Annotated in this window: 19 protein-coding genes and 1 pseudogene; 12 read left to right on the plus strand and 8 right to left on the minus strand. The window is 41.1% G+C overall.

Annotated elements, in window-relative coordinates:
* Positions 1 to 26 precede the first annotated feature (26 nt).
* Positions 27 to 1442 (plus strand): lipopolysaccharide assembly protein LapB, encoded by a 1416-nt coding sequence (locus N824_RS17865; RefSeq protein ID WP_048906519.1) that lies wholly within the window; start codon positions 27 to 29, stop codon positions 1440 to 1442.
* On the opposite strand, the pseudogene N824_RS17870 reads toward N824_RS17865, so the two are convergent.
* A pseudogene (locus N824_RS17870) lies at positions 1439 to 1666 on the minus strand (hypothetical protein). The gene N824_RS17865 and the pseudogene N824_RS17870 sit on opposite strands and share 4 nt — an antisense overlap.
* Before the next feature lie 130 nt (positions 1667 to 1796).
* Here N824_RS17870 and N824_RS17875 point away from each other — a divergent pair.
* Positions 1797 to 1949, plus strand: a complete 153-nt coding sequence (locus tag N824_RS17875; protein WP_152542372.1) for a response regulator — start codon at positions 1797 to 1799, stop codon at positions 1947 to 1949.
* Entirely contained in the window at positions 1940 to 2128 is a 189-nt protein-coding gene (locus tag N824_RS17880) for a hypothetical protein (RefSeq protein WP_048906522.1), read from the plus strand. The genes N824_RS17875 and N824_RS17880 overlap by 10 nt, the downstream gene beginning before the upstream one ends.
* A gap of 70 nt (positions 2129 to 2198) precedes the next feature.
* On the opposite strand, the gene N824_RS17885 is transcribed toward N824_RS17880, so the two are convergent.
* Positions 2199 to 2693, minus strand: a complete 495-nt coding sequence (locus N824_RS17885) for a cupin domain-containing protein (RefSeq protein WP_084498381.1) — start codon at positions 2691 to 2693, stop codon at positions 2199 to 2201.
* 558 nt (positions 2694 to 3251) lie between these two features.
* On the opposite strand from N824_RS17885, the gene N824_RS17890 reads away from it, so the two are divergent.
* The gene (locus N824_RS17890; RefSeq protein ID WP_048906524.1) at positions 3252 to 3860 is read left to right on the plus strand and encodes a hypothetical protein; all 609 of its coding nucleotides are present in this window, start codon (positions 3252 to 3254) and stop codon (positions 3858 to 3860) included.
* Positions 3861 to 4112: 252 nt separating this feature from the next.
* Here N824_RS17890 and N824_RS17895 read toward each other — a convergent pair whose 3' ends face one another.
* Positions 4113 to 4523 carry a nuclear transport factor 2 family protein gene (locus tag N824_RS17895; RefSeq protein WP_048906525.1) on the minus strand — a complete coding sequence of 137 codons (411 nt, stop codon included), beginning with the start codon at positions 4521 to 4523 and terminating at the stop codon, positions 4113 to 4115.
* Positions 4524 to 4866: 343 nt separating this feature from the next.
* On the minus strand, positions 4867 to 5316 hold the full coding sequence (locus tag N824_RS17900) for a DoxX family protein (protein WP_048906526.1): 450 nt from the start codon (positions 5314 to 5316) through the stop codon (positions 4867 to 4869).
* Positions 5317 to 6107: 791 nt separating this feature from the next.
* Here N824_RS17900 and N824_RS17910 point away from each other — a divergent pair.
* From N824_RS17910 to N824_RS17945, 8 genes are all read left to right on the plus strand, one after another.
* Positions 6108 to 6947 carry an AraC family transcriptional regulator gene (locus N824_RS17910; protein WP_048906528.1) on the plus strand — a complete coding sequence of 280 codons (840 nt, stop codon included), beginning with the start codon at positions 6108 to 6110 and terminating at the stop codon, positions 6945 to 6947.
* 216 nt (positions 6948 to 7163) lie between these two features.
* A complete protein-coding gene (locus tag N824_RS17920) occupies positions 7164 to 7709 on the plus strand; it encodes a carboxymuconolactone decarboxylase family protein (RefSeq protein ID WP_048906530.1) in 546 nt (181 codons plus the stop codon).
* A gap of 12 nt (positions 7710 to 7721) precedes the next feature.
* Positions 7722 to 8588, plus strand: coding sequence for an alpha/beta fold hydrolase (locus N824_RS17925; protein ID WP_048906531.1), 867 nt, complete (start codon positions 7722 to 7724; stop codon positions 8586 to 8588).
* Positions 8589 to 8667: 79 nt separating this feature from the next.
* Positions 8668 to 9651 (plus strand): type I glyceraldehyde-3-phosphate dehydrogenase, encoded by a 984-nt coding sequence (locus N824_RS17930; RefSeq protein ID WP_048906532.1) that lies wholly within the window; start codon positions 8668 to 8670, stop codon positions 9649 to 9651.
* A 48-nt stretch (positions 9652 to 9699) separates the two neighbouring features.
* Positions 9700 to 10314: a pyridoxamine 5'-phosphate oxidase family protein gene (locus tag N824_RS17935; protein WP_048906533.1), complete on the plus strand. Its 615-nt coding sequence runs from the start codon at positions 9700 to 9702 to the stop codon at positions 10312 to 10314.
* Positions 10315 to 10356: 42 nt separating this feature from the next.
* On the plus strand, positions 10357 to 10761 hold the full coding sequence (locus N824_RS17940) for a PIG-L family deacetylase (RefSeq protein ID WP_052334205.1): 405 nt from the start codon (positions 10357 to 10359) through the stop codon (positions 10759 to 10761).
* Positions 10748 to 10864, plus strand: coding sequence for a nitronate monooxygenase (locus N824_RS29195; protein ID WP_084498382.1), 117 nt, complete (start codon positions 10748 to 10750; stop codon positions 10862 to 10864). Before N824_RS17940 ends, N824_RS29195 begins: the two co-directional genes overlap by 14 nt.
* A gap of 3 nt (positions 10865 to 10867) precedes the next feature.
* The gene (locus tag N824_RS17945; RefSeq protein ID WP_048906534.1) at positions 10868 to 11053 is read left to right on the plus strand and encodes a hypothetical protein; all 186 of its coding nucleotides are present in this window, start codon (positions 10868 to 10870) and stop codon (positions 11051 to 11053) included.
* Positions 11054 to 11372: 319 nt separating this feature from the next.
* Here the strand turns inward: N824_RS17945 and N824_RS17950 are convergent, their stop codons facing one another.
* Genes N824_RS17950 through N824_RS17965 form a run of 4 tightly spaced genes read right to left on the minus strand, consistent with a single transcriptional unit; the run spans position 11373 to position 18599 of the window.
* Positions 11373 to 12467 carry an alkaline phosphatase family protein gene (locus tag N824_RS17950; RefSeq protein WP_084498383.1) on the minus strand — a complete coding sequence of 365 codons (1095 nt, stop codon included), beginning with the start codon at positions 12465 to 12467 and terminating at the stop codon, positions 11373 to 11375.
* A 49-nt stretch (positions 12468 to 12516) separates the two neighbouring features.
* Positions 12517 to 13791, minus strand: a complete 1275-nt coding sequence (locus tag N824_RS17955; protein ID WP_048906536.1) for a hypothetical protein — start codon at positions 13789 to 13791, stop codon at positions 12517 to 12519.
* 9 nt (positions 13792 to 13800) lie between these two features.
* Positions 13801 to 15246 carry a SusD/RagB family nutrient-binding outer membrane lipoprotein gene (locus N824_RS17960; protein WP_048906537.1) on the minus strand — a complete coding sequence of 482 codons (1446 nt, stop codon included), beginning with the start codon at positions 15244 to 15246 and terminating at the stop codon, positions 13801 to 13803.
* 11 nt (positions 15247 to 15257) lie between these two features.
* Positions 15258 to 18599, minus strand: coding sequence for a SusC/RagA family TonB-linked outer membrane protein (locus tag N824_RS17965; RefSeq protein WP_161662335.1), 3342 nt, complete (start codon positions 18597 to 18599; stop codon positions 15258 to 15260).
* Positions 18600 to 18756: the final 157 nt, after the last annotated feature.

Below are 18756 nucleotides of genomic sequence, written 5' to 3' on the forward strand. Positions count from 1 at the left end.
TTTACTATAAATATAAATAATTAATAATGAAACTTATAGCATTATCCTTTGCTGCCTTTTTTATTTGCTGTTCCGTTCATTCGCAAAATAAAGTGATCGATAGTCTGCGAAAAGACCTGATGCGTCAGACAACCGATACTGGAAAGGCAATTATCCTTTATAACCTGAGTTATAATTATCACCTATACAAGCCGGATTCTGCTTTGATCTTGGGCAGGCAAGCCTATGAGCTTTCTAAAAAAAATAAATTTCTAAGAGGAGAATCCTGGGCGCTAAACAGTATGGCCAATGCCTTTCATGCACTCCATAACTATCCGAAAGCAATTGAATATTTTATAGAGCAACTCAAAATTGAAGAAAAACGCAGCATTCCAGAGAATATGGGCAGTACTTATTTAAATATTGCGTTGGTGTATAACAGTGAGCGTGACACAAAAAAGGCGCTGTCTTATGCTTTTAAGGCAGATGACATTGCAAAAGAACACAAACTTCCCGAACTGGCTTTGTTCAGCAAACTGAATATTGGCGATATTTATGAGAAGGCGAATCAGCTAAACCAGGCAATGGCTTATACTAAACAGGCTTATGAATTGTCCTTGGTTCAGAAAGACGATCTGATCACCGGAACGTCGTTAAATAATCTGGGAAATATCTATCTAAAAAAAGCAGATTACGCAACAGCCTATACCTATTTTACGAAGAGTATACCCTACCTGGAAGCTATGGAAGACTACAATACCTTAGCTGAATGCAATCTGGGTCTGGCCAAAATATATGATCACCACGGGAAAAGAGATTCCGCTGTATATTATGCTAAGAAGGTATACGATGGAGCCAGTAGCAATGAATTCCTTAGTCGTGCCGCTGATGCCAGCGCGTTTTTGGCTCAACTATATAAGAAACAGGGTAAAATAGACAGCGCCTTTCGCTATCAGGAAGTTTTGATCAAGCTGACGGATTCGGTAGACAGTAAAGAAAGGGCGAAGGAAGTGCAAAATATTACGATCGCTGAAGAATTCCGTCAAAAAGAAATAGCAGAAGAACAGCATCGGGAAGCAGAAGAAAGAACACAAAAACTGCAGTTGCTCGCGATAGGTATTTTAATTCCTATTCTGTTTTTCTTCAGCATCTTCCTCAGTCAGAAAAGAGTGAACAAAAAAGTGATTGAGTATTCAGGCATCATCTCACTGTTGATGTTATTTGAATACCTTACTTTGTTCATTCACCCCTTTGTAGCGGAAAAATCGCATCATTCTCCCATTATAGAGATCATCGTCTTTGTCATCATTGCTTCCCTGCTCACACCTACACATCATAAAATTGAAGTTTGGCTAATCAAAAAGCTGAGTAAGATCCACGAACATCATTCACAGATCCACCAAAAGGCGGTGGAAAAAGTAACGCCAGAAAAAACCATCGACGAACCAGAAGAAACAACTTAGTTTTTTGGTCGCGGAGCCTGGGAGTTTCTGCCACCTGTATCGGTAGTATCAGTCATACGGGAAGACGACGGTGCTGAAGTAGAATCCATCATCATTGTATCTGTTTCTACAGATGTGCTATCGGTAGCAGCCGCTTCTTTTTTTCCTTCGCTGCAGCTTGMYWGGYWYWAGGAAAACGCAAGGCCAAGCACGGCCGCACTAATGGAGATCGTAGTCTTTTTCATATATATTTATATTATAGTTTAAGTTACATTTTTATTTCTATTTATTTACAAAATAGTATAAATCAAGCACATCAATCTTTTGAAATCCATATTCCCGAATCTTTCACAGAAAGATAAACCAGCCCTGCAAATGCAAGACACTGTTCTGATCATAGACGACGAAAAAAAACTATGTAATCTTATGGCACGGGTCATTGAACTGGAAAGTTTTAAGGTATTTCAGGCGTATACCGGTAAGGATGGGCTCAAAATTTTAAAAACAGAGCGGTTCAAGTGGTACTAATTGATGGCTTACACGAATACCTTCGTTTATTTGTAAAGTACCAAGTTACTTTTCTGGGAATTTTCGATGCAGTTATTCATACTGCAGGAATTCATCGGGTAGATAAGAATAAGCTTACACAGAAAGGTATTGACTTGCTTCCATTGAAGGATTCAAAAGGAAGAAAGCAACGAGATTAGCGGAACACAAGGACGACATGGAAACATACCAGGGTTATTGAATACCCCAAAATTACATTGGTTTCCATAGCTACTCAAGCTGCAATGGCGGCCCCACTACCTTCATTTCATGATCTGCGAAAATGCTAATCAGTTCCTCAGGATCAGGTGTGTGATCCAATCCTGCCAGGGTAACAAAGAAGTTTTCCATCTTGCCTGCGGGTTGAAAAATAACGGTCATTTTTCCTTTTTCTGATATTTGCGTCCATGCATGTGGAACTCTCATTGGCAAGAAGATACTGTCTCCGGCGGCAAGATGAAATTTATCATCACCCACTTTGAAAAAATATTCACCTTCTAACACATAAAACATTTCGTCCTGTAGTTGGTGAATATGTAAAGGTGTTCCTTTTCCTTGTGAGACACTAGTCTGTTCAAAGACAGCAAGATTTCCACCAGTGTCAGTTCCCGAGACTTTAACATCAAGGACATTTGCATTTACACCTCTCAATTTAATATGACCATGCAACCTTCCTTCACCTCTATTAACTTTAAGCCCTTTGCCGACTTCTGCCTGATTCAGCATACCAAAAGATTTTCCAATTAAAGGGAGTACTGCGGTAGCTAGCGTCGCAGCAATAAATTTTCTCCCTTTTCATCGTTATTTTAGTTTTAAMTCMTANMRWWGAAATACAGATTCAAATCTACCTAAAGCACTGTAAACAAACCATATAAAACTTTAATAATTAAAGCCCAATTCAGATTCTACTGGAGCCTGAGGCGGGATTATCGTTATAGGGCAAGACGAAAAAATGGTTGAGTTCCTGGGCTATAAAGTGGTAGCCATTCAGGAAGATAAAGATAACCTCATTGATCTGATCCGGCAGACAAGACTTCATGTAAAGTCTATAACAGCACCTTTTCAATCAATTTCTTACTGATTTCAACGATATGAGTGGGGAAGAATCCTTTGGGCCGTAATATAAGTCCAGGTCCGCGAAAGAGGTGCAACATGGAATAATAATTCCCATTGCAAGACGCTGGGACATCCCTTTTCTCAAATCTGGGGGAGACTATTGAGATTCAACTAGCCTAATTTTACACTAGGTTCAATTAAATGAATCGGCCAAATAGATAAAGATCAATGGAAACGAAAAACGCTATACGCTCAAACGGATACACAAAAATAATGTTAATCAGATTAAGTATTTGCCTTGCTGGTATGCTGATGCTAATGAAGCCTTTATCAGTGCAGGCGCAACTGGAACTGTACGGAAAATTTAATAAGGACGGATCGGTTGAGCCCGTTATCAATTACAATGGCAGCAAGAAGATAGGGAGTAAATTTGCCGTGATCTTTTTCGGATTGGTAAGACAGAAATGGAGCCAGGCTTTGATCGGAGCCTCCTACCTGCCTACACCAAATTTGGCTTTCTCGGCCAGCGCGGGCTTAGAACATGGCACCCATTCAGCCAGATACTCTGCAAGTGTTTGGTTAAAAAGGGGGCCAAATACCTTTTTAGCTCTAGGCGAGTTGGGGAGCGGATACCAGAATTATCTCTACAAAGTCAATATCTTTCATCAATTTTCTGAAAAGATTAGTTTGGGGGTCATGGACTGGCGCTACCATGGACTGGGACCCGAATTTAGGTATACCGTGCCCAAATTGGCAACAACAATCTGGATCATGCCTGCTTACGACCACGAGCAAAAAGTAGCCAGAACCATGATTGGAATTAGCCTGCAGATGTAGCTCTCCTAGTTGCAGGTCCTGACTATAAGCAGAAATCTCCAAGCAATTCCAGCGACTAGATAGGCAACAAATTAACACCAGCTACTTCAGAAAAAACCATTTAAATAAAAATAAAAGCTGCTTCATTTAAAGTGAAGCAGCTGAACAGTGTACTTGGAGAAGTGTTAGTCCTGTGAAGTTAATTGAATGGTTAACACGTCCTATACGAGGTATTATCGTAATCTTAGCTAAAGTACTTTTGAAATTTTTCAGTTAGAACGCTTTTAAGATCTCGGATGCATCTTCAAGCATCAGTAACCGCGTAATCTTGCCTTCGGTTATGGTGAAACGCTGACATACGCTGGCAGTGAATGTCTTTCCTGTTGCCTTTACCTGCCTGGAGATCATCCCAAATACTGCGGCTTCACCGCCATCAATAAAGATATGGTCCACATCAAAACGGGCTGTTTGCTCCACATGCGCATCAAAAATCATCTGTAGCGCCTTTGCAATTTCTGATTTATTGTCCAGCCTGCCGGTCCACGATAGCTGCTCTGATTTGGCGATGTACCAATCGATATCATCTGCTAGAAGACTAATTATTCCATCAATGTTGTTTTCCGAAACATACAAAAAGTATTGGTTCAGCGTATCCTGCGTTGAGTTATTTGACTGTTTATTCATTTTTAAATGCGATTAAATGCTAATTTATTTTTTTGCTAAAGTATGACAAGACTGAATGCTGATTGCACGCCAGACGAGAAAGAAAGGATGGTCCAGAGCTTAGGCGAAATCTGTTCCGCCATCTTAGCTCATCAATATGAGTCAATCTCGGACGGTGGGAATTTAGAAGCTGCATTTATAACACATAACCGCTGCAACTTCTGTTCTGAGCTCACAATGTACAGGTGTGGCTAACTATTTGTATCCTTCAAAACTGCACCCTCAGGCAAGGTCGAGATAAGAGGCTTGATGAGGGTACCGAGCCCTGAGTAAAATCACTCAGGGGAAACAACAGTATATTGAATTAATTCTCCTTTTTTTTATTTAGCAAATTATCCAGACTCCAACTGTACTTTGGAACAAAGGACAATAATAAGCTGGCAGCAGATGCAGTGAAGACCCCGTAATTGATTGGCTTTTGTATACCGAGTGAGATCGTCATAAATACAATAAAGGTGAAGGTAATAAGTGCCGCACCTAATGCTGAATATTTCGTTTTAAGCCCTAAGATCAGACACACGCCAACCGTCATCTCGGAAATGGTCGCGACCATCCCCATTATATTAACCATTGGTCTGTCAAATATTGGCATCAGCGTAGTGGTATACTTAATGAAATTTTCCCAGTTACCCCATTCAATGTTTCCAATTCCTGGTTCACCTAAGATACCCAACCTGTCTAATACAGGTGTTAAAAATGTGATGCCTAATGCAAATCTTAAAAGTAATTGAGGGATTTTAAATGTATTTTCCATGATTTTTATGATTTATTTAAGTCAAAGATATTACATCATTGGGCCAGTTTAGTCACCCAGATAGATGATAATAGATGGCCCAGAATCGCCACCACCAACAGTAACAACACACTATCATTTAAACTATTACAAAAAAAACCTCAAGATTGACTAGGCCATCGCACAAAATAACGTTACAAAATTGTCCCCCGCTACTGAATAAAAGATAAATGCAGGATTGAGGTTTCTATAACGAATTCTGGCTCTGGAAAAAATTACTTCTTTCAATCCACTACTTCTTAACGAAACCGGAAGAATGACACTTCAATTCGGCTTGTCCTATCAAGATAAACAGTCATCTCCCGCGGCGTGGCGTCGTCAGGAAAATCGTGAAGCTGGAAAAACTTTCCGCTACTTGCCATCCTGGCGACAACTTTATTTAATTCTTGATTTAAACATTCATTATATCCTGCAAAACGACGCCAACAACGCATTTCCTCCGACACAGTCAATTTCAAAATGGTATTTCAGGTATTCCGGAAGCATTGCATTTCGGCACACTGCTATCAACTTACTCGATAATTTAGGTGCCGCCTGCAAAATTGCGCAACAAAGATTAAGGTTAATCTGACTTAAATATTGCGGCAGCGCAGAGTCCTCCAGTGTAATGTCCGTGTAATAAAGTGTAAAGGAAATATGCAACCACCTGTATAACAACAATCAACCGCTAAATTGATAACCAATTGTATAACCTCCTCCTTGTTTACTTCTTAAAACAAAGGTATATTTGAACTTAGCTATTGACATAAGACATGATTTTTAAAAACGAGTCAAAAGAAACCCTTAGTTTAATCGAATTGAACAAAGAAAACAGTGACATCGTTTTTGAGATTTGTGAAACGGACATGACCTTCATCTGGAATACCGGAGCACAAATGACCATAAAGATAGATAAAGTACCTTATCAGCTATCACACAACCAAATCATTTTCCTGACCGAGTTTCATAAAATCGACTGCATTGACTTGACTTCGGCAAGAATGGTCCGTTTTAATCAACCATTCTACTGTATCATCAACCATGACAATGAAGTTGGAAGTAAAGGCTTACTGTTTTTCGGGGCAACAGGCGTACCAATCGTGAGCATTGACGAAAGTATGGCCAGAGATTTCGAAATCTCCTGGGAGATTTTCTGCGCGGAAATGCGTCAGACCGATATACTTCAAAGGGACATGCTCCAGACCATGCTGAAAAGAATGCTGATCCTTTCGGTAAGGGTACTGAGAAAGTCCAGCAACCTGCATAAGCTCGAAAAAAGCCAGGCCGACATTATCAGGGAATTTAATTACCTGGTAGAGGGCCATTTTTCCAAACATCATGATGTGGCTTTTTATGCCTCAAAGCTTAACAAATCACCTAAAACACTTTCCAATCTATTCTCGGTCATTTCCGAACGTGCCCCGCTGAACATCATTCATGACCGTATCATGGTTCACGCACGTCGGCAAATCAACTACACCAATCTTTCCATCAAGGAAATCGCCTATGAATTGGGCTATGAAGATATCCAGACCTTCAGCCGTTTCTTTAAAAACAAAGAAGGTATCTCCCCTATCCAGTACCGGGAAAAATTCAGCCAACTACAGAACTAACTCCCTGTTATTTCCCCGCGTGTACTAAATTTTCCATGGCCATGCCATGCCTNNTTTANGTNWCANCGMRRGSAWANYMAYANNKARTTWKTTGCTTTTCAGGAATAAATGCCAACTCTTCGGGAAAACGTGTCTATCAGGCGCCTGCTTTTAACCTGCAACTTTGGGGTATCAAAAATATAAAAAACATTTTTTTAAAATTTAATCAAAACTGATATGGCACGCTTAAAAGCTTTAAATCCGGAAGAAGCTACCGGCAAAACAAAAGAACTATTTGATGTGGTCAATAGCAAAATGGGGATGGTTCCAAACATGATGAGGACAATGGGAAACTCTCCTGCAGCGCTGAATGCCTACCTGGGATTCAATGCGGCTTTGAACAGTGCATCCATTGGCGGCAGGCTTGGAGAACTGATTGCACTAACCGTGGCTGGTGAAAATGGCTGTAACTATTGCAATTCAGCCCATAGCTACATCGGAGATAAAATTGGCCTTGATGCAGCGGCAATAGAGCAGGCCAGATCCGGGACATCCGCCGACCCGAAAATAAATGCAGCTCTTGTCTTTGTGAAAGCGATTCTGAATAGCAGGGGTCACGTTTCAGACACTGCATTTGAGGACATTAAAGCGGCCGGATACAATGATACACAAATCGTTGAAATCGTAGCTAAAGTCTCCCTAAGTATTTACACTAATTACCTGAATATCGTCGCCGGAACGGACATCGATTTCCCAAAACTTACACCAATTCAAAAAAATTAATAAAAACCCTCTATGAAAACAACTTACAATACCAGAAAAATCCAGGGAGTGGAAATTTTCTACAGAGAAGCGGGCGACAAAAACAAACCAACACTGGTACTGCTGCATGGCTACCCTACTTCATCACACATGTACAGGAACCTAATTAATGACCTCTCAGACCAATACCATTTAATCGCTCCGGATTACCCCGGATACGGCAGAAGCGAACAGCCACCCATTGCCTCATTTGAATACACCTTTGATAACTATGCCAAAATCGTTACGACCCTATTGGCTGAGCTTGATATCCAGAAATACAGCCTATACCTGATGGATTACGGGGCTCCTGTTGGGTTCAGGATTGCCAGTGCAAATCCCGAAAAAGTAGATTCACTGATCATTCAGAACGGATGTGCGTACGAAGAAGGATTAGAGGCCTTCTGGGATCCAATTAAAGCTTACTGGAAAAACATAAATGATAAAGAGGCGGAGACCAGCTTAAGGGGATTCCATGATGAAAATGGATTAAAATGGCAATATACACACAGCGTACCCGATGTGAGGGCCATCTCACCGGACAACTGGGAAATCGACTTAAGACACCTGGAAAGACCGGAAAATGGTGACATTCAGCTGGCGTTGTTCTACGACTATCAAACCAATGTGCCGCTGTACCCAAAATGGCAGCAATATTTCAGGGATCATCAGCCACAAACCCTGATCGTATACGGTAAAAACGATTACATCTTTCCCGGATCAGGCGCCGAAGCATTCAAAAAAGATTTGAAAAATCTGGAGTTCCATCTTTTTGAAACCGGACACTTCGCTTTGGAGAGCCATGGAACAGAAATCGCAACATTAATCGGCGACTTCCTTGCCAGAAAAGTAGTAAAATAATACTTAAAGTGATACTTGCTACAATTTCTCTTGCAGCAGGTATTTCTGTTTTAAAATCACAGTTTTTAAACTAAAGAAAATGAAAAGAATAGCAATCAACGGATTTGGCAGGATAGGCAGGGCAACCTTGAAAATCATCTTACAAACCCAAGATCTGGAAGTGGTAGGGATAAACGATTTAATGACCATCGAAAATGCAGTGTATTTATTAAAGCATGATAGTATTTACGGTGGCTATGAAAAAAGTGTAAGCTACCAGGGCGATCTGATTTATATCGATGGTAAAGCGATAAGATATACTGCGATCAGAGAGTTGACTGATCTGCCCTGGAAAGCACTTGAGGTAGATGTAGTTGTGGAGAGTACTGGCGTATTCACCAATAAGAACGATGCTGAAAAACATCTTCAGGCCGGCGCGCGCTTTGTGGTCATCTCAGGGCCGACTAAAGATACCCCCACTGTCGTACATGGCGTGAACACTGAGGACGGTAAAGTATCGGTATTTTCATGTGCAAGCTGTACGACCAATAACATCAGTCCGATCATTGAAATATTAGGCCGCAGAATCGGCATCAAAAAAGCGATACTCAATACTACACATGCCTATACCGCCTCACAAAGTCTGGTAGATTCACCCTCCAATAAGGAACCAAGAATGGGGAGGGCTGCCGGGATTAACCTTGCTCCTGCTGCTACAGGCGCTGCAATAGCTACCACGAAAGCTTTACCACAATACGCAGGCAAGTTTGATGGTGTGGCCATCAGGGTGCCTGTACCTGTAGGTTCAATTTCCGACATCACCTTTATCGCCGAACGTGCAACTAGTGCAGAAGAAATCAATGCAGTGCTGACAGAAGAGGCTCTGACGGCAAGGTATTATAAAGTCATAGCGGTAACCGATGAACCTTTGGTATCAACAGATATCATTAAAAGTCCATTCGCTGCTGTTGTAGACCTGGAGATGACCCGGGTAGTTGATGGAGATCTGGTAAAGGTGATGGCATGGTATGACAATGAATGGGGATTTACCAATCAGATGATCAGGCAAATTCAGTCGTTATAGTCCTCATGATAAGTCTTATTTCAATGGTGAAAATCTAAACGCAATGTAATGAACTACTCAGAACTGGCATTTACCGATGCAATCAAAAAAATTCAGGAAAGACTGGGCAGCCGGGCAGCCTATGAACGGATGCAGAAAATGACTTATGTTGATGGATTAACAGATAATGAAACGGAATTCATAAGTCACCTGGATAGTTTTTACATGTCTTCATTTGGTGAAAACGGGTTCCCTTACATCCAGCATCGGGGTGGTCCCAAAGGTTTCATTAAAATCATCGACAAAATGACCATTGGCATCGTTGATTTTACGGGAAACCGCCAGTATATTTCCGTAGGTAACATATCCAGGGATCCCAAAGTTTCCCTTATTTTACTCTCCTACCCGCTTCGTGCCAGATTGAAAATATATGCAGAGGCTGAAATTATAGAAATCGACGAAAATCATGAGCTTTATGAGGATTTGCGCCCTCAGGACTATAAGTTCAAGCCTGAAAGAATGATGATCTTCCACATAAAAGCTTACGACTGGAACTGCCCCCAGCATATTACGCCAAAATATAGTATCGAGGAAATACAGGAACTGTTTGAACCGCAAAAACAGTATATCAAAACCCTGGAACAGGAAGTTAAGTCTCTAAAGGAAAAACTGTTCGGCAAATAATACATGTATAGCAAATAAGCACAACACAAACAAGGAAAGAACATGAACATTGACATACTCGCATTCGGAGCCCATCCTGATGATGTAGAATGTGCCGCTGGCGGAGTAGTGATTAGTACAACCGCTCTTGGCGGAAAAGTGGTCATATCAGACCTCAGCAGAGGTGAACTGGGAACATTCGGTGATCAGCATTCACGTGAGCGGGAATCAACTCTTGCAGCTAAACTACTTGGCCTGCAAGACCGTGTACAGCTGGATTTAGGAGATGGAAATCTTGAGAACAATCAGAAGAACCAAATGGAAGTCATTAGGTTAATCCGGCGTTACAGACCAAAAATCATTCTGGCCAATGCCATTCATGATCGGCATCCTGATCATAAAAAAGCCTCTGAACTAGTTTCCCAGGCCGCATTCCTGTTATCAGGTTGGAACAATGACTATCGTTAGAATGCTTGTTCATGCAGTCGGTCTTCCGGTAGTAGCGGCAGCAGGAATTGTGGATAAAAGAACGGTGAATGCTGCTTTTGCGCTTGGGGCTGAAGGTGTCTAAGAAATGATCAGATATAGCACTGAAAACCTGGTATTATATCTAACCTCATATTCTTATCAGCGGTCAACACCCAATAAACTGGCGCTGGAACTTAAGGCACTAGAAGCGGCTGGAGCTAAGGGTGAGGAGATTGATCGAAAGGCTTACGCAGGGGAGGGTACAATATGGAATGCTGCAGGGCAATACTGAACTAGGCATCGACACGTTTTCGAGTAGTCTGGGGCTGATCAGGGATATCAAAACATGTAAAGCTATCGTCGAAGACTTAATGGAAGATGTTGAATCTTTGTAATTATGCGTTTCCTAAAATGGTTAACTAGTGGTCTGAAATAAACCAAACCAAGCAGCTTTCTATTGGTTGCATACGGTTCCCCTCTTAATGATTTTGAACACTGTATGGCATGGCGATTTGGAAATTGCTCTACCATCGATAATGAATTCAAGCCATGAACTTTAACTTGAAAAAGTTGAAATTCATGGCTTAGCAAAAGATATAATTTAGAAATGTTTATTTACCTGTGATACTGCTTATCGCATCACCGACTTCATGTCCTGCAGCAGCTTTGAAATCAAGACCAAGTAAATTGGCGATAGTCTGGGCCAGTTGCTTATGATAAATGCTCGTTTGGGTTTTTATTACACCTTTTGGTGGTGTATCAGGACCTATTACAGCAACCCAGCTTTGCTCAGAATTGGGAGTATCTGTTCCATGACCCATCCATTTTTCCAGGGGTGCCTCTCCCCGTCCGTGATCACTGGTAATGATTAAGGTGGTTTTATCTTTATACTGTGGGTCTGTTTGCAGATATTGCCACAGTTCCTTCAAAAAACCATCTTCTTTATTCGCCGACTGTAAATAGTATTTATAACTTCCTTCATGTGCTAAATCATCTGTTTCAGCAAAACCCAGATATAAGACACGTGGTTTATATTGCTTAAGGTATTCTTTGCCAAACTCAAAGGTCAAAAAGTCAAGACGTATATCGGGCCCAAGGATCTCAGGCACTTTGTGTTGAATTTCGTTCAAAAACTTCAGTCTTTCACTGGCTTTTGCATCTTTAAAGTCGGAGTACCCCGGGTTTACCTTTAACCCGGAGCGCTTTTCATTCAATATGGCAGGAAAGATGTGCCATGAGGTAAATGCAGCAACCTTACCTTCAAACCCCTTTTGCTTATTTAAATATTCAAGAATGTTTGTATTGGGGTTAGGAACAGGATCGTTAGAATTTACCCTTACATCCGGAAAACCGGTAAAGATTTCATTATATCCGGGGTAGGAAAAATGATATGGGTTGGCGACTTCACTTTTATTTCCCACGTCCCTGTTACCATAAAGCTGTCCCTTTTCCGCCATCACATTCCAAAAAAATGGCAGCAGTAACTTTCGACGGGTAGATACATCCGGGCCCCAGAATTTTTTCGTCACTTCCTCTTTATCCTTAGTAAACTTTGAATTGATCAGGGCTGAGTCGGCCCCACGGTAAAGCTCTTGCCAGCGAAAGCCATCAAGGGTAACAATGATTATATTTTTGGTTTTGATATTTTGTGCGCGCAGCTGTCCAAACATGCTGACAGCGACGAAAAGAAGAATTAATTTTCTCACAATAATGATTTAGTGGTTAATTAAAATTTAGTACAGCTTATTAAGGCTTTTATTTTTTCTCACTGTAATAAGGGCCATAAGAATTTTTCAGGCGCAGCATATTGTCCACAGTTTCAAGCGTTGATACCGTATAGCTTCCATCGGGTTTTACCTGCAGCCAGATGTGCCCACTAGTGGATTTATAAGAATTATCAATAAGATCCCCAATCACCACTTTGTTTGCCGGTAAGATATCTGTTGCAAACAAATCACGCTCTCCTGTATAAATAGATCTGGAGAGCATGCGCGTTAAAGTCTCGTGGGATGGCTGGTCGCTTGACCAAACCACCTCAAACCAAACTCTGGGCTGCAGGGTTTTAATAAATAAAGGATTCAAAACATCACGCCCGCCATGATGATTGGCAATTGCAACATCCACTCTCCCTATCGAGGATGCCATTTTGGATTCTACATCATAATATTCAGGATTCCCGATAGTAACAACCCCGGGAATATCGCCCCCATGATAAAATTTAAAATTACCATACGTAATCAAGTAACCTAGGCTCAAACCATTTTCTGAGGGAATATATTTTGTAGTATCCGGGTACACGTAGAAGTTCTTTCCTGTGTCCTTATTCCAAACCCAGCCATTCCCCTGTATATTCCGGACTGAAAAATTAGGATAAGCTTTAGGATTATTATTCAACACAATTTGTTTATCACTTCCCACTTCGAATTGCTCGATCTTTGTGCCATCCTTCTTTTTTTTCTCTTCGGCATAACGAATGTAATTTAACAGGGTATTGTATTCCTTGATTTCATTTCTCTTTTTAAGCTGTGTTCTGATATCTACAGGTGTATTGTAGTTTGGATAACCCCGGTCCAGAATTTTCCCAAAGCTAATCTGATCACCCACCCCTGTCATGCCGGAAAGATAGTAGTCACCGTTCCTGGATTTTCTGGCACCTTCATAAATCAGTCCATAGTGATCATCATGGAAGTGCGTAATAAATGCATAATCTACAAATGAAGGCTTTTTTGAGGGACTAACCTGACGTATATAAGTGGAAATCCATTCATCGGCAAATCTTGAGGCATTTGGATATGCCCTGGAATTACGGTCTGATTCTGTTCTGGGATCTGTCAGATCCAACTCTCCCGGATCGGACAGCATTGTAGTGCCGTCGGGCATAATAGTAAATATGGCATCTCCTCTCCCGGTTTTAAAAATGATAATATCCAGGTTGCCTGCCTTCCAGGCAGGGATTGGCTTTTTATTTTGAGCATTAGACAATTCCTGCAGACATACTAATGCGATTACAATTAAGATCAATCTTTTCATGACATTAAATTATTGGTACAACCATGGTTTCATCAGGATATTATCAGAGGTGAAGCCTTGTGTCTTAAGGGCATCCTGATAATTTGCTGCATTTACTCTTTGTTCATCAGTAGGGTAAAGGAAACGGAATGGAACAACAGCGGTAGCCTGCCCCTGGCCAGAAACAATTACAGGGAAGTTTGTACGGTGATAATGAAAGAACACCTCAAAATCCGACTGAGCATTAAATAAAATATAACGCTGTTCATATATCTGGCTCAAAGCAATCTCTTTAACCGATGAAAGAGGGTTTCTGACCAGGTAAGCCTGGTCTGATCCAGCGAGGTCATAAAACTTAAACGAGGATTGAACAGCATGTTCGTAAAAGGTACTTGCATTTGCCTGTATCCATCCTCTTTCAGCTGCTTCAGCCATAGCTAACATCAATTCAGCATAGCTAAATCCTAGTGATGGTTTTCCTATAGGGAGTTCGGTATAATTATGACCGTTGACACGGCTGTAATTCCCTGAAGCTCCATCTTCAGTAGCCGCAGTAAGGGATTTTGAAGCATCGATCCCCTGATAAGCATCGAAACCCCTCTTACCTTGTGCAGCAGCATTTAAAAATGGAGTAGCGAAGTAGAACAGACGTGGATCTTCCAGCTTCTTTAAAATATCAGCAAGGGTTTTCCCTATAAAACGTTTGTTACGGACATTAAAATCCATATAAAGTGGGTATCGTATGTTTTCATAATCCCTGTAACTTATCTTTGCTTCATCCTCATCGCCCTCAAAGATTGGATATAAGGTTGGACTCGAGACGATGTCATTAAATCTTTTAGCTATTTGTAAATCGGTATCACTTTCCTTTTTACTGAGCATGAGCAATACCCTTAATTTATAGGAATTTGCAAGTTTACGCCACTTTTTAAGATCACCGTTGTATAAAATATCTCCGGTAATTGCAGCTCCAGGGGTACTCAATAATTGATTCGCCTCTTCCAGTTCCTGGAGTATGCCGAGCATAACCTGTTTCTGACTATCATACTTGGGCTGATAATTGTTAGACTGTTGTCCATTAAGGGCCTCGCTGTAAGGAACCGCGCCGTACATTCTGGTCAGAAAGAAGAAATTATGGGCCCTTAAAATTTTTCCGATCGCCAGGTATTCCTTTGCACCTGCGGCACTTTCCATCATCTTGGTCACATCACGAAGTATATTAAATTCTGCCCAGTCTCCGTTTGCCCATTCATAGGTTTGATATGCCTGCCTGTCGGAAGTAGCTGTCGCATGTCTTACAGCCAATCCGGGTTGCCATGGATAACGATTTTTAAAGCTGTTAAATATGACGTTTGGCAGAATTGCCTGTGCACCTACTTCTGTAGGGCGGTTAGGATCCTTGTTGTATTTTTCTTGTTTGCAAGCGGTAAGCATCAGGATCACACTTACCATCAGGTATATAAGTTTCTTAGTCATCTGTTCAGGTGTTAAAATTTCACGTTTAAATTAAATCCAACATTTCTTGCAGAAGGGAATTGAAGTAAATTGCCGTTGCTGCCACCATTACCGATATCTGGATCAGATAGCGGGAAAGCAGAAGCGATAAATAAATTTGAACCTACCACACTAAAGGAAGCACCTTTAATGTTCAATTTGAACTTGTCAAGTAATGATTTTGGCAGATCATATCCGATGGACACTTCCCTAAGCTTAAGAAAAGTCAGATCAAACACATTGGATTCACCGTTCATGCGGTACCAGTATTGTTCAGAAAAATCTTTATATGTCGTTTTATAGGTATTTGGAACATACTGGCCGTTTACCAGGTTTACCCCTTTTGCGATATAAGGTTCTCCGCGGGTATAAGCTTCACGATCTGGTCCTACTGCATCAGGATGGGCTCCCGAATACCACAGCTGCTGATTAAGGTTTGCCTGGTCTATTCCCCCTACGCGACCTTCCAGTAAGAAGCTGACGTTAAACTGTTTAAAAAGCTTAAAATTATTAAACCAGCTGGCGGTCCAGTCTGGTCCGATATGACCTAATGTTTTTAGCTCGGTATCCTTAACCGGAAGTCCGTTAGGTCCAATGATCAGCTGTCCGTCGGGAGCTTTCTGCATGGTATTGCTGGTCATATACAAATCCATCCGGTCACCAACTCTGATACCTCCCAGGTTGTCTGCCCCGCCATAAATTTCAGCAAGCTTATTCCTATTTAAACTCCAGTTAATCGTAGAGGTCAGTTCTACATTGTTACTGATCTCCAGATTGGTTCCCAAAATGGCTTCATAACCAAAGCGATTGAATCTGTTGCCGTTGATCTTATATCTGGTGAAACCTGAAGCAAGTGAGGCATTCTGGTCATAAATAGATTCTGAATCCACATACCTGTAAGCCGTAAGGTCAACTGTCAGCTTTCCTCCAAAGAAGGATGCATTTGTGCCCAGTTCATAGCCTGTAGTTTTTTGAGGTCTGAGCTGCTCATTCCCTAAAACCGGGGAATAAGTTACCGAGTTGTTTCCATCATAGATGATAGACGGGTTATAATAGCTCGCATATTGGTAAGGTGCCAGGTCTGCACGTACCATTGCCCATGATCCTCTCACTTTAAGAAAGCTTGAGCTTGGCATATGAAGCAATTTGGACAAGATCACCGAACCTGAAACCGATGGATAGCTGTATTGGTTATTGCTTTCAGGAAGTGCAGAAGACACATCAACACGCTCTGTTAAAGACAGGAAATAGGCATCGTCATAACTCAGATCGGCTGAGGCAAATAAGCTGTTTCTTGCATACTGTGTAAGTGAGTTAGTTGACAAAACTGAACCTATGGAATTGGAAAGGTTATAAATTTGCGGAACCTGAAGGCCTTGTGTTTTTGAATTGTGAAGCGTATTCTGCTTGAAATTGACACTTCCTCCAACAAAAGCATTGATGCCGAATTTCCCTAACGTTGAACCATATTTAATAAATGCATCAGTATTGTACTCAGACACATTTGCATCGGTAAGTTCGTAATTTCCCTTTATCGCATTCGCACCGATGTATCCGTACGGGTATTTCATTTCATTAGTTGTTCCAGACACCTCAGCACTTTGCCTTAAAGTTGCGCTGAAGAATTTGGAGATCTGGTAGTCGGCACTGGCAACACCGAAAAACTTATTCCTGCTTAGAGACTGGGTTTGCTCATAAGCCATATAGTAAGGATTATTGATCCAGGAATAATTGAAATACAACTGTTCATAATTCTCCTTTCCCGGTTTCCAGTAGTCTTTAAACCCACGCATATCCACATCAGCGCCTGCCCATATCAGCATCCCGTACAAGATATTGGTATTGCCATAATTGAGACGAGGAAAGTTTGGTGAATCCTGTTTATTGAATTGAAGTGTCGATGACAATTTCAGGCGATCAGTAGCCTGAGAGGTTACATTCAAGGTTGCATTATAATTTTTCAGCTCAGTAGAAGGAACTTCTCCATTAGTATAATCATATCCTAAACCTAAGCGCATACTCGTCTTCTCATTTGAGGAAGATATAGATGCATAATTGCTGATGGTACTCCCTGTTTCTAAAAAGTTTTTCAAGTTGTTTCTACCCCTTGAAATAAATGGAGTTGGTATCCGTTTCCCATTTGCATCTAAAGGACTGTCCCATTGAGGAGTTTCCCAATATCCACTGGCAGTAGAAGGATCTTTTACATCCATTTTCGGGCCCCATACGAAATCATTGTCAAATGTTCCGTTACCCATTCCATCGAAATAAGCATACTTACCCTGTTCGCCGTTTCCGTACTGGGTCTGAGTTTCCGGAAAAACGATCCAGCCGGTGCGGAATATTGACCTTTGGCTCAGCTCTACAGAAGTTCCTTTTCCAGCTGATTTCGTGGTAATTTGAATCGCACCATTTTGCCCCTTAGATCCATAAAGCGCTGCTGCAGTAGCTCCTTTTAAAACAGAAATGTTTTCGATGTCCAGCGCATTGATATCATAGGTATTGGAATTCACAGGAATTCCGTCAATTACCATTAATGGTTCCCTGCCCCTGAGTTCAATTTTTGTTTGCTGCATCAGATTAGGAGAATTGAATACAGTTAAACCTGCGACTTTGCCACTCAATTGTGTAGCAAAATTGTTTGTAGGTACCTTGCTAATGGCATCGCTTTTAATTTCCTGCACGGCATAGCCTAGTTTTTTCACCTCTTTTTTAATTCCCAGGGCAGTCACCACAACTTCATTAAGCACACCAGTGTCCTCTTTTAACACAAAATCTACAGTAACAATTTTACCTTCTTCCACCACAATAGCTGTTTTAAGTTGGGTAGCAAAAGACATATATTTAACCTCGACACTGTATATACCGGGTTTCACGTCTACAGTATATGATCCGTCATTATTATTAGAAAAGCTTCTGTTCAGCTCTATGATCCTTATGCTGGCACCAGGCAGCGGTTCCCCTTTGGTATCTGTTATTTTTCCACTAATTCTACCTGGCTGCTGAGGAACCGGCTTGGTTTCAATCAGGATAAAATTATTTACTATCCGGTACTGGAGATTGGTATGCTTTAATATTGCCTCTATTGCGTTTTTTACACTGATTTCATCCGAATTGATCTCAATGTTCCTCGGATACTTGCTAATCAGATCATCCGGTATGGAGAAACGTAATTTTGACTGTTTTTGAACTGCTAGTAAACCCTCTTTGATTCCCGCTCTTTCCAGACGCAGGGAGATTTTCAATCTGTCCAGATTCTGGCTATTCGCTTCACTGGCAAATAGCATACTGGTTAGAGTAAGGAGTGCAACCAATAAAATAAAGGAGCATTTCATGAGAAAGATAAGTTTGTTTCTTACTGTTGAGTGAAGGATTGAACCTTTTTTCATATTTTTGTTAAATAATGGGTCTGCCCGCCTATGGCGGTAAATCTGTTATCATTCATTAAGCCCAATGGTCGTCGAAAACTTGCGGCTTGTTTGTCTAAATCCG

The sequence above is a fragment of the Pedobacter sp. V48 genome, assembly GCF_000523515.1.
Taxonomy (GTDB): domain Bacteria; phylum Bacteroidota; class Bacteroidia; order Sphingobacteriales; family Sphingobacteriaceae; genus Pedobacter.